Source organism: Pseudogulbenkiania sp. AW2-16 (assembly GCF_056824575.1).
Window position 1 is genome coordinate 2,409,596 of record NZ_CP157668.1, and the last position, 14,092, is coordinate 2,423,687.

Genomic DNA, 14,092 nt, shown 5'->3' on the forward strand with positions numbered 1-14,092 from the left:
AAAAGCCCACGAAAGTGGGCTTTTTGTCGTGCGGGAACAGATAAGGTTGGCCGAAGCCTCAGTTCTCGTGCTGCTCCAGCGTGAAGCCGGCTCCCTTGTCGAGCCCCAGCACCTCGACCAGGTACGGCATCACCTGCTGCAGCGTGGCGTGTAGCGTCCACGGCGGGTTGAGGATGAACATGCCGCTGCCGTGCATGCCGAAGCCATCCTTGGAGGGGCTTTGCACCGACAGCGTGACGTTGAGCCAGCTCTTCACCGGCAGCTTCTTCAGCTGCTGCGGCAGCTCCTTCGCTTCCTGGCGTTGCAGGCAGGGATACCACACCGCGTAGGTGCCGGTGGCGAAACGCTTCAGCCCTTCCTTGAGCGCCGTCACCACGTGCTGGTAGTCGCGCTTGTCCTCGTACGGCGGATCGATCAGCACCAGAGCGCGGCGCGGCGGCGGCGGCAGGATCGCCTTGATGCCTTCGAAGCCGTTGGCGGCCTGCACCTGCACCCGGCGCCCGGCATCGGCAAAGTTGTTCTGCAGGATCTGGCTGTCGGTGGGGTGCAGTTCGAACAGGCGCAGCTTGTCGCCGGCCGGCATCACCTCGCTGGCCACCAGGGGCGAGCCGGGGTAGAGCCGCAGCCGGCCGTCCGGATTGAGACGGCGCACCACCTCGACGTAGCCGGCCAGCGCCTCGGGCAGGTCGTCGCGCTGCCACAGCCGCGCGATGCCGCTCTCGAATTCGGCGTTCTTGGTGGCGTAGCCTTCTTCCAGCGAGTAGCAGCCGGCCCCGGCGTGGGTGTCGACATACCAGTAGGGCTTGTCCTTCTGCCCGAGGTAGCGCAGCAGTTCGACTTCGACAAAGTGCTTGAGCACGTCGGCGTGGTTGCCGGCGTGAAAGGCGTGACGGTAACTCAGCATGAATCGGTCTTTCTTCGGTCAGGCGCAGATTGTAGCCGATGGCCGGCGACGCCGCTGCCAGAACCTGGCCGCGCCAGGCGGCACATGCCGGTGCGCAGCGGTGGCCACACGGCACCCCGCTCGGGCGCGGAGCGGCGCGGGCGCCTGCTCAAAGGTTGGCCGAAGCCGCGCTCCCCAGCCACGCGGACGGCAGCGCGTCCTCCCAGCCCAGGGCGCGCACCACGCCGGCAAAATCGTCGGCCAGCGGCGCGGTCAGGGTCACGGTTTCGCCGCTGGCCGGGTGGGCAAAGCGCATTTCCATGCAGGCCAGCAGCAGGCGCTGGCAGCCGAACAGCTCGCCGAACAGCCGGTTGTGCCGGCCCTTGCCGTAGGTGGCGTCGCCGATGATGGGATGAGCGATGTGCTTGAGGTGGCGGCGCAGCTGGTGGCGACGGCCGGTTTGCGGCGTCAGCTCGACCAGGGCGTAGCGGCTGTGCGGGTACTTGTCGACGGCGTAGGGCAGCTCCACCGTGGCCAAGCGGCGAAACCGCGTCAGCGCCGCTTGCGGCGCGGTGTCGACCTTCTCGCCCACCCATTCCAGATCGTCCGGGCGGCGCGTCAGCGCGTGCTCGATCTCGCCCTGTTCGTCCGGCCAGCCGCGCACCACCGCCAGGTAGCGCTTGTCGACCTGCTGGCGCTCGAACTGCCAGCTCATCTCGCGTCCCATGTCGCGGTCGAGCGCGAACAACAGCACGCCCGAGGTGCCCTTGTCGAGACGGTGCACCGGGTAGACGCGCTGGCCGATCTGGTCGCGCAGCAGCTGGATGGCGAAGCGGGTTTCGTGACGGTCGAGCACGGTGCGGTGCACCAGCAGGCCTGAAGGCTTGTGGATGGCGATCAGGCGTTCGTCGCGGTAGAGAATCGGCAGCATGGGGCGGGCCAGAGGCGGAAGAGCCGGCATTATGCGCGCCGAAGTCGTACCGGGAAAGGCCCACCCCGGCGTTGTGCGGCGGCAAAGTGTTCTATGGTGGTAATACGTGAAATGACGTTGGAGAACGCCATGGCCCTGGGTGCAGCGCAGAGTTTCCTGCCTTCCTGGCCTTTGCCGGTCGGTGGTGTGTTCTGGATCGCGGTGACGCTGGTGTTGACCGGGCTGGCCGGCGAGTGGTGTTACCGGCGCCTGGGTTTTCCGCGCATCGTGGCGTATTCCGCCACCGGCATGGCGATCCGCCTGGCCGGAGTGGAGCCCATGCTCCGGGTGGACGATTCCGGGTTGCGCGTGGTGCTGGACCTGGCGTTGGCGCTGCTGCTGTTCGAGCTGGGCGCCCGCGTCGACGTGCGCTGGTTGCGGCGCAACCCCTGGCTCTTGGCCAGCAGCGTCGCCGAGGCGGGCTTGAGCTTCATCGTGGTGGGCTCCCTGCTGTCCTGGTGGGGCGTTTCGCCGCCAGTGGCGCTGAGTGTGGCCGCCATCGCCATGGCGGCGTCACCGGCCATCGTCAGCCGGGTAGTCAGCGAGTTCCAGTCAGTAGGGCAGGTCACCGAGCGCCTGCTGCTCATGACCACGCTCAACAGCATCTACGCCATCCTGCTGGTCAAGCTGCTCACCGGCTGGATGCACAGTGCCGCCGGCAACCCGCTGCTGGCGATCAGCGTGCCGCTGTACGTGCTGACCGGGTCGCTGCTGGTGGCCTTGCTGCTGGCGGGGGGCGTGGAGCGGCTGTCGCGCAGTATGGACGTGCAGAGCGAGGCGGCCACCGTGCTGCTGTTCGGCCTGATCCTGCTCGCCACCGCCTTGCTGCAGATGCTGAACCTCTCCACCTTGCTGGCACCGCTGCTGGCCGGAGTGGTGTTCCGCAGCCGGCGGCTGCGGCCCTGGGTCTGCCCCGATCATTTCAGCGCCGCCGGCAGCCTGCTGGTGGTGGTGCTGTTCGTGGTGAGCGGCATGATGCTATCGCCAGGACAGTTGCTGAGCGGAGCCGTGATGGCGGTGATTCTGCTGTCGGGTCGCTTCGTGGCCAAGCTGGTCGGGGTGCTGGCGTTTGCCCGGCTGAGCGGGCTCAGCCTGCGCCAGGGCGTGACGCTGTCGCTGGCGCTGACGCCGCTATCGATCGTGGCCTTCGTGCTGGCGACGGATCTGGGGTTCTCCTTCCCCACGCTGCGCCAGGAGCTGAACTCGGTCTTGCTCGGTGCCGTGGTACTGATGGAGCTGGCCGGGCCGCTGCTGGTGAAATGGGCGCTGGAGCGCAGCGCGGAGATCAAATCATGAGCCTGGAACGTTTTGCCACGTCCCGCCCTCTGACCATGGGAGTGGAACTGGAACTTCAGGTGGTCAACCGTCACGACTACGACCTTGCTCCCAGCGTGGAAGACCTGCTGCGTCTGATGAAAGGGGTCGATATCCCGGGCGAGGTCAAACCGGAAATCACGGACTGCATGATCGAACTGTCGACCGGCATCTGCAACAGCTACCAGGAGCTGATCGATCAGCTCGAGCTGATCCGCAACGAGCTGCTGCGCGCCGCCGACAAGCTCAACCTCGGCCTGTGCGGCGGCGGCACCCATCCGTTTCAGCAGTGGACCCAGCGCCAGATCTTCGAAACGCCGCGCTTTCTGCATCTGAATGAGCTGTACGGTTATTTGTCCAAGCAGTTCACCGTGTTCGGCCAACATGTGCACATCGGCTGTCCCGGCCCCGATGAGGCGCTGTGCATGCTGCACGCCTTGTCGCGCTACATTCCGCATTTCATCGCGCTGTCGGCCTCCTCACCGTACGTGCAGGGAGTGGATACCGGTTTCGATTCGGCCCGCATCAATTCGGTGACGGCCTTTCCGCTCTCGGGTCGGGCACCGTTCCTGCTCTGCTGGGACGATTTTACGCGCTACTTCGAGCACATGACGCGGACCGGCGTGGTCGAAAGCATGAAAGACTTCTATTGGGATATCCGGCCCAAGCCTGAATACGGCACCATCGAGGTGCGCGTGATGGATACGCCGTTGAGCGTGGAGAAGGCGGCCCGCATCGCCGCCTACATTCAGGCCATCGTGCGCCGCCAGCTGGTGGAAAAACCCGACCGGCCGCTCGAGGACGATTACCTGGTGTACAGCTTCAACCGTTTCCAGGCCTGCCGTTTCGGCTTCGACGGCGTGTTTGTCGATCCGCGCACGCTGGAGCATCGCACCATCCGCGACGACATCCTGTTGACGCTCGATATGCTGGAGCCGCACGCCATCGAGCTGGGCAGCGACGGCGCCTGCCGAGAGTTGCGCCTCGATGCTCTGAATCGCGGCAACGATGCCGGCTGGATACGCGCGCTGCAGCGCCAGGAAAACCTGCTGCCCGAGGTGGTGCGGCAGCAGTGCCTGCGTTGGAGCCAGTAAAGCACAGACCTATGGAAAAGAGACCCCTCAAGATAGGGCTATCGGCACGGCTGATGCATACCCCGCCCAAGGAGCTGGGGTTCCGCAACAAGGTGCTCCAGTACATCGAGCAGTCCATCGCGCACTGGGTGATGGCACACGGCGCGCTGGCCTTCATGGTGCCGACCCTCGAGACGGGCGGGGAAGTGCAGCGCTCCAGTCTGTCGATCAAGAGCGTGGTACACGAACTCGACGCCCTGCTGCTGCAGGGCGGGTCCGACGTCTGCCCGCTGAGCTACGGCGAGGAGGCATTGCGACCGGAGTGGTCGGGCGACCGCATTCGCGACCTCTACGAAATCGAGCTGTTCTGGGAATTCGTGTTCCAGCGCAAGCCGGTGCTGGGCATCTGTCGCGGGGCCCAACTGATCAACGTCGCCATGGGCGGGACGCTGTATCAGGACATCCTGACCCAGCATCCGGACGCCCATCCGCATGTCGATGCCGACCTCTACGACAAGTATTCCCACCGCATCGAAATCCTGCCGGAGTCTCACTTGGCGCAACTGTATCCCGAGTATGCCGCGGCCCATGTCAACAGCATTCATCACCAGGCGGTGAAGGACCTGGGGAACGACCTGGCGATCGAGGCGGTGTCGGCGCAGGACCGCATCGTCGAAGCCATCCGCTGGAAGGGAGAGGGTTTTGTCGCCGGTTTTCAGTGGCACCCGGAGTTTCACGGCAGCAATCGCAACCTGCTTGATAGCGCGCCGGCGTTGCTGGATTTCCTGTTTGCCGCCGAACAGCAGCGCGACAGCCGCTGATGCATATTGGTTTTTATTTGTTATTTGAGTTTCAATTAGAATTATAAGAATTTTTACGAATATCGCGATGTCGAATCCGCCGCTATAGTGACGACCTATCAAGCACTGAATGTGAACCGGCGCTTCCGCCCTCGGCGGATCCGGTTCGGGCGCTGTACGCTTTTTGGGGAGTTTCGGCTGTCTTGACGTCGCGCCTTCTCCGATTTCAGGTTTGCTTCGATATTGGTAATTGGTCCCTTGTCCGGGTCCGCCAGCGGCGGGCCCGGTTTTTTTGCCGCCTTGAGCGGACCGTCGACGCCCTGCCGCGCGCATGCCGTCATGGCCTCCGCCCGCCTTATCTCCTACAATACGGGCCAGATCAACCGGGCGGCCATGCAGCCGCTTTTTCTTTCAGGATGTGCCATGGAACCCGTACGCCTTTCTAAACGTCTCGCCGAGCTTGGCATCTGTTCGCGCCGCGAAGCCGACAGCTACATCGAGCAGGGCTGGGTGAAAGTGGACGGCCAGGTGGCGGTGCTCGGCTTCAAGGTGCTGCCGCATCAACACATCGAACTCGACCCGCGCGCGAAGAAGGCGCAGTTGGAGCGCGTCACTATCCTGCTCAACAAACCGGTGGGCTATGTCTCGGGCCAGGCGGAAAAGGGCTACAAGCCCGCCGCCATGCTGGCGGTACCGGCCAATCACTGGGAGGGCGACAAGAGCGGCATCCGATTCAGCCCCAACCACCTCAAGGGATTGGCGCCGGCCGGCCGGCTCGATATCGATTCGGTCGGCCTCCTGGTGTTGACTCAGGACGGCGTGGTGGCCAAACGGCTGATCGGCGAGAATTCCACCGTGGAAAAGGAGTACCTGGTACGCGTCACCGGCGAGTTGAGCCCCGAAGGCCTGAAACTGCTCAACCACGGCCTGTCGCTCGACGGCCAGCCGCTGCGCCCGGCCAAGGTCAGCTGGCAGAACGAAGACCAGCTGCGTTTCATCCTGCGCGAAGGCAAGAAGCGCCAGATTCGTCGCATGTGCGAGCAGGTCGGCCTGTACGTGGTGGGGCTGAAGCGGGTGCGTATCGGCAACGTCATGCTGGGCGATCTGCCGACTGGCCAATGGCGCTACCTGCGCGAAGACGAGCAGTTCTGACGCGCCATCCAACCCGTCCTCTTTCACTTGGTAATTCCGTATGCTGAAGCGACTGGTCGACCTGTTCCTGAGCCCCCGTCACGGTTCAGCCAAGCCACGGCGGCAGCTGCAGGCCGAACTGGAGAGGGTGGTGGAGATAGTCGAGCCGCGCCTGCGCCTGGTCACCGGCTATCCGCGCGTGTTGCTGCGGGGCATGGCGCGCACGCTGGATTTTGCCGAGCAGCTGACGCAGGATCTGCCGGAGGTGCTAGAGCTGTCCTGGCGCGGCTTCACCAGCGACCGTCGCCTGGGCATGTTCTTTTCCTCGCCCGCCAGTCTGCTCGATCTGCTGCAGACCAGTTCCGAACTGGACGCCTTCTTCGCCCGGCCCGGCAACGGCGATGTGGCTTTCTGCCTGCTCATCATGCAGCGTAGCGACAACCAGCGCCTTGGCATGGTCAGCCAGAACGGCGAGGTGGTCGCCGAGGTGCCGCAACTGGTGGTCAGCTTCGACAACCACCGCCTGACCCTGCCCAGCGCCACGCTCGATGAATTTGTCCCGCGCCTGGCCGAGCGGGGGGAGAGCGCCTCACCGAGGTGATCGCCCGTCGCTTGCGCGACAAGGAGGCACAGCGGGTCGAGCTGGAAAGCGAGCTGCTGCGCGTCGAGCTGAAACTGAAGACCCTGCGCGCTCCCGGCCAGCTCGTGGTGGATGCCATGGCGGACCAGGGGCCGGCCTTGCCCGATTCACCGCTGGCGCTGCAAAGCCGTTTCGAGGCGGTGCGTACCGACTTGGCGGCACTCAAGGCCGAGCTGACCCTGGACGGCAAGCTGCGCGAGGTGCGGCAGATCCTGGAGCATCCGGCCGATTATTTCAGCAGCCGCAGCGTCACGCTCAACCTTGATCGCATGGGGGTGTTGCAGCCGGATGACGAGTCCGGCAATGGCCACCCGATCTGCTTCGAAGAGGTGCTCTTGGGCGAGATGCCGCCGGTGCGCCGTGTGGTGGTGCCCGCCAGGGTTACCCGGCAAGCGATCCGCGAGCTGGAAGAGAATTTCGGCACAGGCTGAACCCAGGCGGTTCAGCCTTTTTTTCGTGGTCCCGGGGCTGGTCGGCAAGGGCTTCCGACTCGGTCTGTATCCGTGGCCACAGCCGTTCGGCCTCGGCGGCGTCGTAATCGTGGTGCTTGCGCTTGACCACGCCGAATTCGGACAGCACCACGTGCCGGTCGGCGCTGACCCCGGCGTTGGCGAGACAGGCCTTGACGCAGGCCAGCGGACAGCCGTCCAGTGCCAGCACCGGCCGGCCGGAGCGGGCCATCCGCACCAGCGCCGGCACGCCGCCCCCGACTCCCGAGATGCAGGACATCTCGGCCAAGCCTTCGCGGGTCAGCTTCAGGGCAAAATCGTTGGCCATCTGGGCGGCGCTGGAACAGCCGGAGCAGGCGTAGACGAGAGGGAGGGTAGTCTTCGCTTTCATAGCCTTACGTTACGACGGAGGCCAGCCGGATACCATCCCCCCATTAGGGTAGGGGGCCTAGTCCATGCGGCCTAGCGGCCGTGGAACACGATCAGCGGCACCGTCATCTCCGCCGCGCTGACGCCGGCGTGCACGCCGGGCAGGTAGTGGGGCTTTTCGCCGGGCACGAGGTCGCGCAGGGTCCAGTCGCCCTTCATGATCAGCACCGCTTCGCCGATGCGTTGGGCCAGTTCCGCATGCTGCGGGCCGGGGCCGAAAACGCCTTGCTCCAGCAGCACCCGGCTTTCCAGGCACCAGGCGGCGTGGCCGAGCCGGTGCCGGGCGTTGGCGAGAAAGGCCTCGCAGCGGCCCGGCCGCACGTGGCAGAACGCCACGCGCCGCTCGCCGGACAAGGGGGCGCGCAGATCGGCCACCAGTTCGGGATAGTCTTCCAGGTCGATCTGCCGCTCCAGCGGCGCATCGATGAAGCCGTGATCGGCGGTGACCAGCACGGTGACATCCTGGCCACGCAGTGATTCGGTAAATTGCCGGAACGCCTGATCGATCCGTTCGAACAGCAGACGCACCGGTTCGGCTCGCGTGCCGTGGGCGTGCATCGTGCTATCGAGCTGCGGCAGGTAGCCGTAGACAAAACTCGGGCCACCGTCGGCCTGCATGACCTGTTGCAGCTGGCCGAACATGTCCTCGATGCCGCGATAGGGTAGGCGCCGGGCCTGTCCCGAGTGTTGGCGGCTGTAGGGCGAGTCGCTGATGTAGGCCGGGTGCAGCACCGTGGCCGGGCGGTCGAAGCGGTCGAACAGAGCGGGTGTCTCGAACAGGGTCTCGGCAACGGCGGCGGCATCGCTGGTGTCGTCTTCCGGCCAGCGCACCGTCAGCGGCAGGGCGGCAACAATGCGCTCCGGGTTGTTCTGGTAAACGTGCCAGCCCGTCAGCCCATGCTGCACCGGTGGCTCGCCGGTCATCAGCGTGGTGATGGCTGCGGCCGTGGTGGGAGGGAAGACCGAGGTCAGCGTGCCGTGCTGGTGCCGGCGCAGAGCGCTCTCCGGCCCGAGCGCCTGCAGCTGCTGTTCTCCCAGCCCGTCGATCACCAGCAGTACCACGTGGTGGCGTGCCGCCAGCCCGGCCAGGGCCGGGTGTCGCAGCGGAGGGTGGCCGATGGGGCAGCCGAGGGCTTCGGCCAACGTGGCGGTGAGATTGAGCAGGCTGTGGCCGCGGTAGTCGGGCCAGTTGGAGCCGGGGCAATGCTGTTGCATGGTGTCGTCTCGCCGTGAGTGTGGGTGGATAAGCGCTGTTGCGCGTTCCCATACCGGTCTCGCGCCGCTGTCGGTGCGTCGCCAAGCTTCTACCGTCGGCCTGAATTTGCCCACAGTAACGTCATTCGCCCATGCCGAGGGTTGCCGCGGGAAGGGCATGAAGGCATTATCCGCCAGAAAACCGAACCGTATTCCACTTTGCCTTGGAAGCGATAACGTTGCCGGTGGCGTTACCTGGACCGCGTGCGAATTTTTGGTCCGCTCGGTGGACCCTTGCCGTGCTGTCTGCGGCGCTGCGCACTGGCCTTCGCGTTCTCATTGCCACGGCTTTTTGGAACTAGCCTGCATCTGGAGCTTCCCGTGACGGACCGCCTGCACAATACCTGTCTTTCCTGTGGCGCCTGCTGCGCCGCCTTCCGCGTTACCTTCCACCGTTCCGAGCTCGACTGCGAGCCGGGAGGGCGTGTGCCGGAGCGGCTGGCCGACGAGGAAACCGCCTCCCTGGTGCGGTTGCGTGGCACCGATTACGCCCGGCCGCGCTGCATCGCGCTGGTCGGCAAGATCGGTGAGGAAGTTCGCTGCGGTATCTACGAACATCGGCCGTCACCCTGTCGCGAATTCGCCATGCGTGCCGGTATTGGCGTGTTCGAGGAGGCCTGCAACCGGGCGCGCGCTCAGCATGGCCTGTCGCCGCTGCCTTTGGGATGAAGCCGCTGCAGAGTGATTGATTTTACGTTGACGTTAACGTAATGTAATCGAATCAACGTTCCCTTTATCGAGGTGCAGCATGCAGAACCAGTCTATCGTGATCGTCGGAATGGCCAGGACCCCGATGGGAGGGCTGCAGGGCAGCCTGTCGCCGCTGACGGCGAGCGAACTCGGTGCGGTGGCGATGGCGGCGGCGGTCGAGCGCGCCGGTATCGACGCTGCCAGCGTCGACGAGGTGATCATGGGCTGCGTGCTGCCCGCCGGACAGGGCCAGGCGCCGGCCGTGCAGGCCAGTCTCAAGGCCGGGCTGCCGCTGGCGACTGGTTGCACCACCATCAACAAGATGTGCGGCTCGGGCATGAAGGCGGTGATGCTGGCGCACGATCTGCTGCTGGCCGGCTCGGCCAAGGTGATGGTGGCGGGCGGCATGGAAAGCATGTCCAACGCGCCTTACCTGATCCCGAAGGCCCGTGGCGGCCTGCGCCTCGGGCATGGCGAACTCAAGGATCACATGTTCCTCGACGGGCTGGAAGACGCCTACGACAAGGGTAAGCTGATGGGGGTGTTCGCCGAGCTTTGCGCCGAGCGCTTCGGTTTCAGCCGGGTCGCCCAGGACGAGTTCGCGCTGAGCTCGCTGGCGCGCGCGGTGGCGGCGATCGAAAGCGGTGCCTTCGCCGGCGAGATCGCCGCTGTCAAGTTGCCCGGCAGGCCGGGCGATACCGTGGTCGATACCGACGAGCAGCCGCTCAAGGCTCGCCCGGACAAGATTCCTTCCCTGAAACCCGCCTTCAAGCCGGACGGCACCGTTACGGCGGCCAACGCCAGCTCGATCTCCGATGGTGCCGCGGCGCTGGTGCTGATGAGTGAGGACGAGGCACGCGCACGTGGGCTCACGCCGCTCGCCCGCATTGTCGGCCATAGCACCTTTGCCCAGGAGCCGTCCTGGTTCACCACGGCGCCGGTCGGCGCCATGCGCCAGCTGTTTGCCAAGACCGGCTGGCAGGCCGACGAGGTCGACCTGTTCGAAATCAACGAAGCTTTCGCCGTGGTTACCATGGCCGCGATGCAGGAACTGGGCTTGCCGCACGACAAGGTCAACGTCAACGGCGGCGCCTGCGCGCTGGGACACCCGATCGGCGCTTCCGGGGCGCGTATCCTGGTCACGCTGATCGCAGCGTTGCAGCGCCGGGGCGGCAAGAAGGGCGTGGCCAGCCTGTGTATCGGCGGCGGCGAGGCCACCGCGCTGGCGCTAGAGCTGGTATGAGGTGAGGGATGACAGGCCGGACGGTGTTCCGGCCTGTTGTTTTCAGCGGTGTTCCGGCTTCGCTTCGGTCTCTTCGTCGTTGTTGAGCCAGAACTGGAACAGCGTGAAGCCGATCGCCAGCAGGGTGGGGCCGATGAACAGGCCGATGATGCCCCAGGCCAGCAGGCCGCCGATGACGCCGAGGAAGATCAGTGACAGCGGCAGCTTGGCGCCCTGGCTGATCAGCAGGGGCTTGAGTACGTTGTCGATGGTGTTGACCAGCAGGAAGCCCCACAGCAGCAGGAACACGCCCATGCCGGTGGCGCCGGTATAGAACACCCAGCCGGCCGCCGGCAGCCAGACCAGCAGGGTCGGCAGTTGGGCCACCGCGATCACGAAACACAGGAAACCGAGCGCCAGCGCGCCGGGTACCCCGGCAATCAGCAGCCCGATCACGCACAGGATGGTCTGGGCCAGTGCGGTGCCGACCACGCCGGTGGTGACGCCGCGTATCGTGCGTGCCACCACTTGAGGCAGCTCGCTGGCCGAGGCTCCGCCCAGTTTGTTGATGACGCGCTCGGCGATGCGCCACAGCGCCTCGCCGTTGGCCAGCAGCAGCCCGGCCACGATGATGGCCATGACGATTTCCAGCAGGCTGACCCCCAGCATTGCCCCGCGTCCCAACAGCCACAGGGCCCCCTGGTTGATCCACGGCTTGAGCCGGGCGAGCAGGCCGGGCAGGTCAGTCTGCGCCGTTACCCAGTACTGGGTGAGCGCTTCACCCGTCAGCGGAATCTTGCCGAGCCAGGCGGGAGGGGGTGGCAAGGTGAAGTTGGCCAGACCGTGGGCGATGCCGTTCAGGTGGGGCAAGGTATCCGTCAGTGTCAGCACCATCAGCCCCAGGGGGACGGCCAGCGCCAGGCCAAGCAGGAGAACCACCAGCAAGGCCGCGAGATTGCCGCGCCCGCGTAGGCACTGGGTCAGGCGCTGGTACAGCGGCCAGGCGGAAATGGCGATGATCACAGCCCAGGTCAGCGCCCCGAGAAAGGGCAGGATGACCTGCAGGCAGGCCCAGACCAGGAGTGCAACGATGGCGACTCGTAGCACGGCCATGACGCCGATTCCGGCAAAACCCTTGTCCAGCATGAATGAACCCCGTCGGGTAAGAGACAAGCCGTCATTCTAGCCGGGAGGAACAGGCTTGTCCGGCGGGCACGGCAGTTGACGCGGTTTAAGGCGCCAGCTTTTGCAGTTCCGTAGGATGGGTGACGCGCGGCAGAACCCATCCGTTGCGATGGGCTACGGCGCTGGCTGAGCGAGGCAAGCGTAGCGTCGAATAGTGCCTACCCCCCATCCTATGTTGCGGCATGTGGGGTGAGCAGGGGGCTTAGCGCACCAGCTTTTGCAGCCTCGCCAGGAACGGCTCGGCTTCCATGAAGCCGATGATGCGATCGGCCTCGCGGCCCTGACCGTTGAACAGAATGATGCAGGGAGGGCCGAACAGGCCGAAGCGCTTGAGCAGAGCCTGCTGTTCGGCGCTGTTGGCGGTGACGTCGGCACGGATCAGAACAAACTGGTTCAGCTTGTCGGCGACGCGGGCGTTGCCGAAGGTGGACTCGTCCATTTCCTTGCAGGAGACGCACCAGTCGGCGTAGAAGTCGAGCAGCAGCGGTTTGCCGCCGGCACTGGCCAGTTTCGCATCGAGTTCGGCGAGGTTGCCGACGTGCTGGAATACCGGGGTGATGCTGCGTGCCTGAGCGTTGCTGCCGCTCAGCCATTTCAGCGGGTAACGTGGATTGGTCTCGCCACCCAGCACCCCGATCAGCTGGGCGGCACCGATCAGGAACAGCGCGAGGCCGATGGCCTTGCCGATTTTCGCCACCGGATGGGCGTTGCCGGGCAGGTTCTCGAAGGTCTTGAGGAAGACTGCCGAGCCGATGCCCAGCGCCGCCCACAGCAGCATGACCAGCGGACCGGGCAGGAACGGGGTGGCAAGCCAGATCGACAGGCCCAGCATGACCACGCCGAAGACGCCCTTGACGCCGCGCATCCAGGCCCCGGCGCGAGGCAGGATATGACCGCCGTAGGTGCCGATCAGGATCAGCGGCAGGCCGAGGCCCAGCGCCATGGCGTACAGCGCCGCGCCGCCCAGCACGGCGTCGCCGGTAGTGCCGATATAGCCCAGCGCCAACGCCAGCGGGGGGGCCACGCAGGGGCCGATGATCAGCGCGGAGAGCGTTCCCATGCCGAATACGGTGGCGACCTTGCCGCCGCTGAGACGGTTGGAGGTTTCGCTCAAGCGAGTCTGCCAGCTGCTGGGCAGCTGGATCGAGAACACGTCGAACATCGACAGCGCGAAGACCACCAGCAGGGCGCTGGCGGTGAGCACCACGGCCGGTTGCTGCAGCCACACCGTGAGCAGCGACCCGGTCAGGCCGGCCACCACGCCGACGGCGGTATAGGTCAGGGCGAGGCCCTGCACGTAGGTCAGCGACAGCTGGAAGCCGCGGCGGCGGGTGAGGGTGTTGCCCTGGCCTGCGATCAGCGAGGACACGATGGGCAGCAGAGGATACATGCAGGCGGTGAACGCCATGCCGAGCCCGGCCAGGAAAAACGTGCCGAGTGTCGTCAGCCAGCCCTGGCCGGCGAGCCGGATGGCATCGCTCTGGCCGCTGACGGTGCCTGCTACCGCGGTACTGGTCAGCCAGGAGGGCAGGGTCGAGGCGGCCTCGGCCGCCCACGGTGAGGGTCTGGGTCAGCGGCGGGTAGCAGACGCCGACGTCGGCGCAGCCCTGGGCGGTGACTTTGAGCTTGAGCCCGTCTGCGGCTGCCGTCGTGAGCGGCACGGTGATGGCGATTTGCTTGTGGTAGACGTTCTGCTTGCCGAAGAACGGATCGTTTTTCACGTCGGCAGTGGGGAAGACCGGCTCGCCGATCTGCCCGGCGGGGTCCGAGACGATGTGGGTGCGGTCGCGATAGAGGTAGTAGCCGTCGGCGATCTCGAAGATCACCCGCAGTTCGTTGCCGTTTTGTTCGAGGCGGGCGGGAAAGGCCTTTTCCGGCGGCAGCAGGTCTTCCTGCGCCACCGCCAGGGCGAGCGTCGAGGCGCACAACAAGGCCAGCAGCAGGGTCAGGCGCTGCCAGAGGGAAAGCGAAGCAGATCGGGTCACGGTCAACATAACGGCATCGTTCTAGGGGCTAGCTGAAGGACCACGGCACGCGGCCCAGGTTCCGCGA

14 protein-coding genes and 1 pseudogene are annotated in these 14,092 nt (G+C 65.6%); 8 read left to right on the forward strand and 7 right to left on the reverse strand.

All coding sequences use genetic code 11. From position 1 onward, the window contains the following. Positions 1 to 58: 58 nt before the first annotated feature. Together ABKF58_RS11825 and ABKF58_RS11830 are read right to left on the reverse strand one after the other, a co-directional pair. On the reverse strand, positions 59 to 904 hold the full coding sequence (locus tag ABKF58_RS11825) for a 23S rRNA (adenine(2030)-N(6))-methyltransferase RlmJ (protein WP_294864950.1): 846 nt from the start codon (positions 902 to 904) through the stop codon (positions 59 to 61). A gap of 148 nt (positions 905 to 1,052) precedes the next feature. Beyond that, the gene (locus ABKF58_RS11830) at positions 1,053 to 1,814 is read right to left on the reverse strand and encodes a tRNA pseudouridine(65) synthase TruC (RefSeq protein ID WP_482580837.1); all 762 of its coding nucleotides are present in this window, start codon (positions 1,812 to 1,814) and stop codon (positions 1,053 to 1,055) included. Positions 1,815 to 1,943: 129 nt separating this feature from the next. Between ABKF58_RS11830 and ABKF58_RS11835 the strand changes: the two genes are divergently transcribed. The 6 genes from ABKF58_RS11835 (at position 1,944) to ABKF58_RS11860 (ending at position 7,242) form a co-directional block, all read left to right on the forward strand. After that, positions 1,944 to 3,149 carry a cation:proton antiporter gene (locus ABKF58_RS11835; protein WP_482580839.1) on the forward strand — a complete coding sequence of 402 codons (1,206 nt, stop codon included), beginning with the start codon at positions 1,944 to 1,946 and terminating at the stop codon, positions 3,147 to 3,149. Further along, positions 3,146 to 4,261: a YbdK family carboxylate-amine ligase gene (locus tag ABKF58_RS11840; RefSeq protein ID WP_482580841.1), complete on the forward strand. Its 1,116-nt coding sequence runs from the start codon at positions 3,146 to 3,148 to the stop codon at positions 4,259 to 4,261. The genes ABKF58_RS11835 and ABKF58_RS11840 overlap by 4 nt, the downstream gene beginning before the upstream one ends. 11 nt (positions 4,262 to 4,272) lie before the next feature. After that, positions 4,273 to 5,061, forward strand: coding sequence for a gamma-glutamyl-gamma-aminobutyrate hydrolase family protein (locus tag ABKF58_RS11845; RefSeq protein WP_014087794.1), 789 nt, complete (start codon positions 4,273 to 4,275; stop codon positions 5,059 to 5,061). A gap of 402 nt (positions 5,062 to 5,463) precedes the next feature. Next, complete coding sequence (locus ABKF58_RS11850) at positions 5,464 to 6,192, forward strand: pseudouridine synthase (RefSeq protein WP_008954526.1); 729 nt, start codon at positions 5,464 to 5,466, stop codon at positions 6,190 to 6,192. A 40-nt stretch (positions 6,193 to 6,232) separates the two neighbouring features. Beyond that, entirely contained in the window at positions 6,233 to 6,772 is a 540-nt protein-coding gene (locus ABKF58_RS11855; protein WP_482580844.1) for a hypothetical protein, read from the forward strand. Next, entirely contained in the window at positions 6,769 to 7,242 is a 474-nt protein-coding gene (locus ABKF58_RS11860) for a hypothetical protein (RefSeq protein WP_482580845.1), read from the forward strand. Before ABKF58_RS11855 ends, ABKF58_RS11860 begins: the two co-directional genes overlap by 4 nt. Here ABKF58_RS11860 and ABKF58_RS11865 read toward each other — a convergent pair. Then, a complete protein-coding gene (locus ABKF58_RS11865; RefSeq protein ID WP_482580847.1) occupies positions 7,193 to 7,651 on the reverse strand; it encodes a putative zinc-binding protein in 459 nt (152 codons plus the stop codon). The two genes, ABKF58_RS11860 and ABKF58_RS11865, sit on opposite strands and share 50 nt — an antisense overlap. A gap of 71 nt (positions 7,652 to 7,722) precedes the next feature. Next, complete coding sequence (locus ABKF58_RS11870) at positions 7,723 to 8,904, reverse strand: alkaline phosphatase family protein (RefSeq protein WP_482580849.1); 1,182 nt, start codon at positions 8,902 to 8,904, stop codon at positions 7,723 to 7,725. Between the two features lie 360 nt (positions 8,905 to 9,264). On the opposite strand from ABKF58_RS11870, the gene ABKF58_RS11875 reads away from it, so the two are divergent. Then, on the forward strand, positions 9,265 to 9,612 hold the full coding sequence (locus tag ABKF58_RS11875; RefSeq protein ID WP_482580851.1) for a YkgJ family cysteine cluster protein: 348 nt from the start codon (positions 9,265 to 9,267) through the stop codon (positions 9,610 to 9,612). A 79-nt stretch (positions 9,613 to 9,691) separates the two neighbouring features. Continuing rightward, positions 9,692 to 10,876 carry an acetyl-CoA C-acyltransferase gene (locus tag ABKF58_RS11880; protein ID WP_482580853.1) on the forward strand — a complete coding sequence of 395 codons (1,185 nt, stop codon included), beginning with the start codon at positions 9,692 to 9,694 and terminating at the stop codon, positions 10,874 to 10,876. A gap of 42 nt (positions 10,877 to 10,918) precedes the next feature. On the opposite strand, the gene ABKF58_RS11885 is transcribed toward ABKF58_RS11880, so the two are convergent. The 3 genes and pseudogenes from ABKF58_RS11885 to ABKF58_RS11895 form a co-directional block, all read right to left on the reverse strand. Continuing rightward, complete coding sequence (locus ABKF58_RS11885; protein WP_482580854.1) at positions 10,919 to 12,001, reverse strand: AI-2E family transporter; 1,083 nt, start codon at positions 11,999 to 12,001, stop codon at positions 10,919 to 10,921. Between the two features lie 241 nt (positions 12,002 to 12,242). Beyond that, positions 12,243 to 13,571 carry a protein-disulfide reductase DsbD gene (dsbD, locus tag ABKF58_RS11890; RefSeq protein WP_482584366.1) on the reverse strand — a complete coding sequence of 443 codons (1,329 nt, stop codon included), beginning with the start codon at positions 13,569 to 13,571 and terminating at the stop codon, positions 12,243 to 12,245. 85 nt (positions 13,572 to 13,656) lie between these two features. Further along, positions 13,657 to 14,034, reverse strand: a pseudogene (locus ABKF58_RS11895) (protein-disulfide reductase DsbD domain-containing protein); the annotation flags it as partial. Between the last annotated feature and the right edge of the window lie 58 nt (positions 14,035 to 14,092).

Coding starts and splice junctions, on each gene's coding strand:
- ABKF58_RS11825 (WP_294864950.1), bottom strand. CDS start 904: ATGCTGAGTTACCGTCACGCCTTTCACGCCGGCAACCACGCCGACGTG.
- ABKF58_RS11830 (WP_482580837.1), bottom strand. CDS start 1,814: ATGCTGCCGATTCTCTACCGCGACGAACGCCTGATCGCCATCCACAAG.
- ABKF58_RS11835 (WP_482580839.1), top strand. CDS start 1,944: ATGGCCCTGGGTGCAGCGCAGAGTTTCCTGCCTTCCTGGCCTTTGCCG.
- ABKF58_RS11840 (WP_482580841.1), top strand. CDS start 3,146: ATGAGCCTGGAACGTTTTGCCACGTCCCGCCCTCTGACCATGGGAGTG.
- ABKF58_RS11845 (WP_014087794.1), top strand. CDS start 4,273: ATGGAAAAGAGACCCCTCAAGATAGGGCTATCGGCACGGCTGATGCAT.
- ABKF58_RS11850 (WP_008954526.1), top strand. CDS start 5,464: ATGGAACCCGTACGCCTTTCTAAACGTCTCGCCGAGCTTGGCATCTGT.
- ABKF58_RS11855 (WP_482580844.1), top strand. CDS start 6,233: ATGCTGAAGCGACTGGTCGACCTGTTCCTGAGCCCCCGTCACGGTTCA.
- ABKF58_RS11865 (WP_482580847.1), bottom strand. CDS start 7,651: ATGAAAGCGAAGACTACCCTCCCTCTCGTCTACGCCTGCTCCGGCTGT.
- ABKF58_RS11870 (WP_482580849.1), bottom strand. CDS start 8,904: ATGCAACAGCATTGCCCCGGCTCCAACTGGCCCGACTACCGCGGCCAC.
- ABKF58_RS11880 (WP_482580853.1), top strand. CDS start 9,692: ATGCAGAACCAGTCTATCGTGATCGTCGGAATGGCCAGGACCCCGATG.
- ABKF58_RS11885 (WP_482580854.1), bottom strand. CDS start 12,001: ATGCTGGACAAGGGTTTTGCCGGAATCGGCGTCATGGCCGTGCTACGA.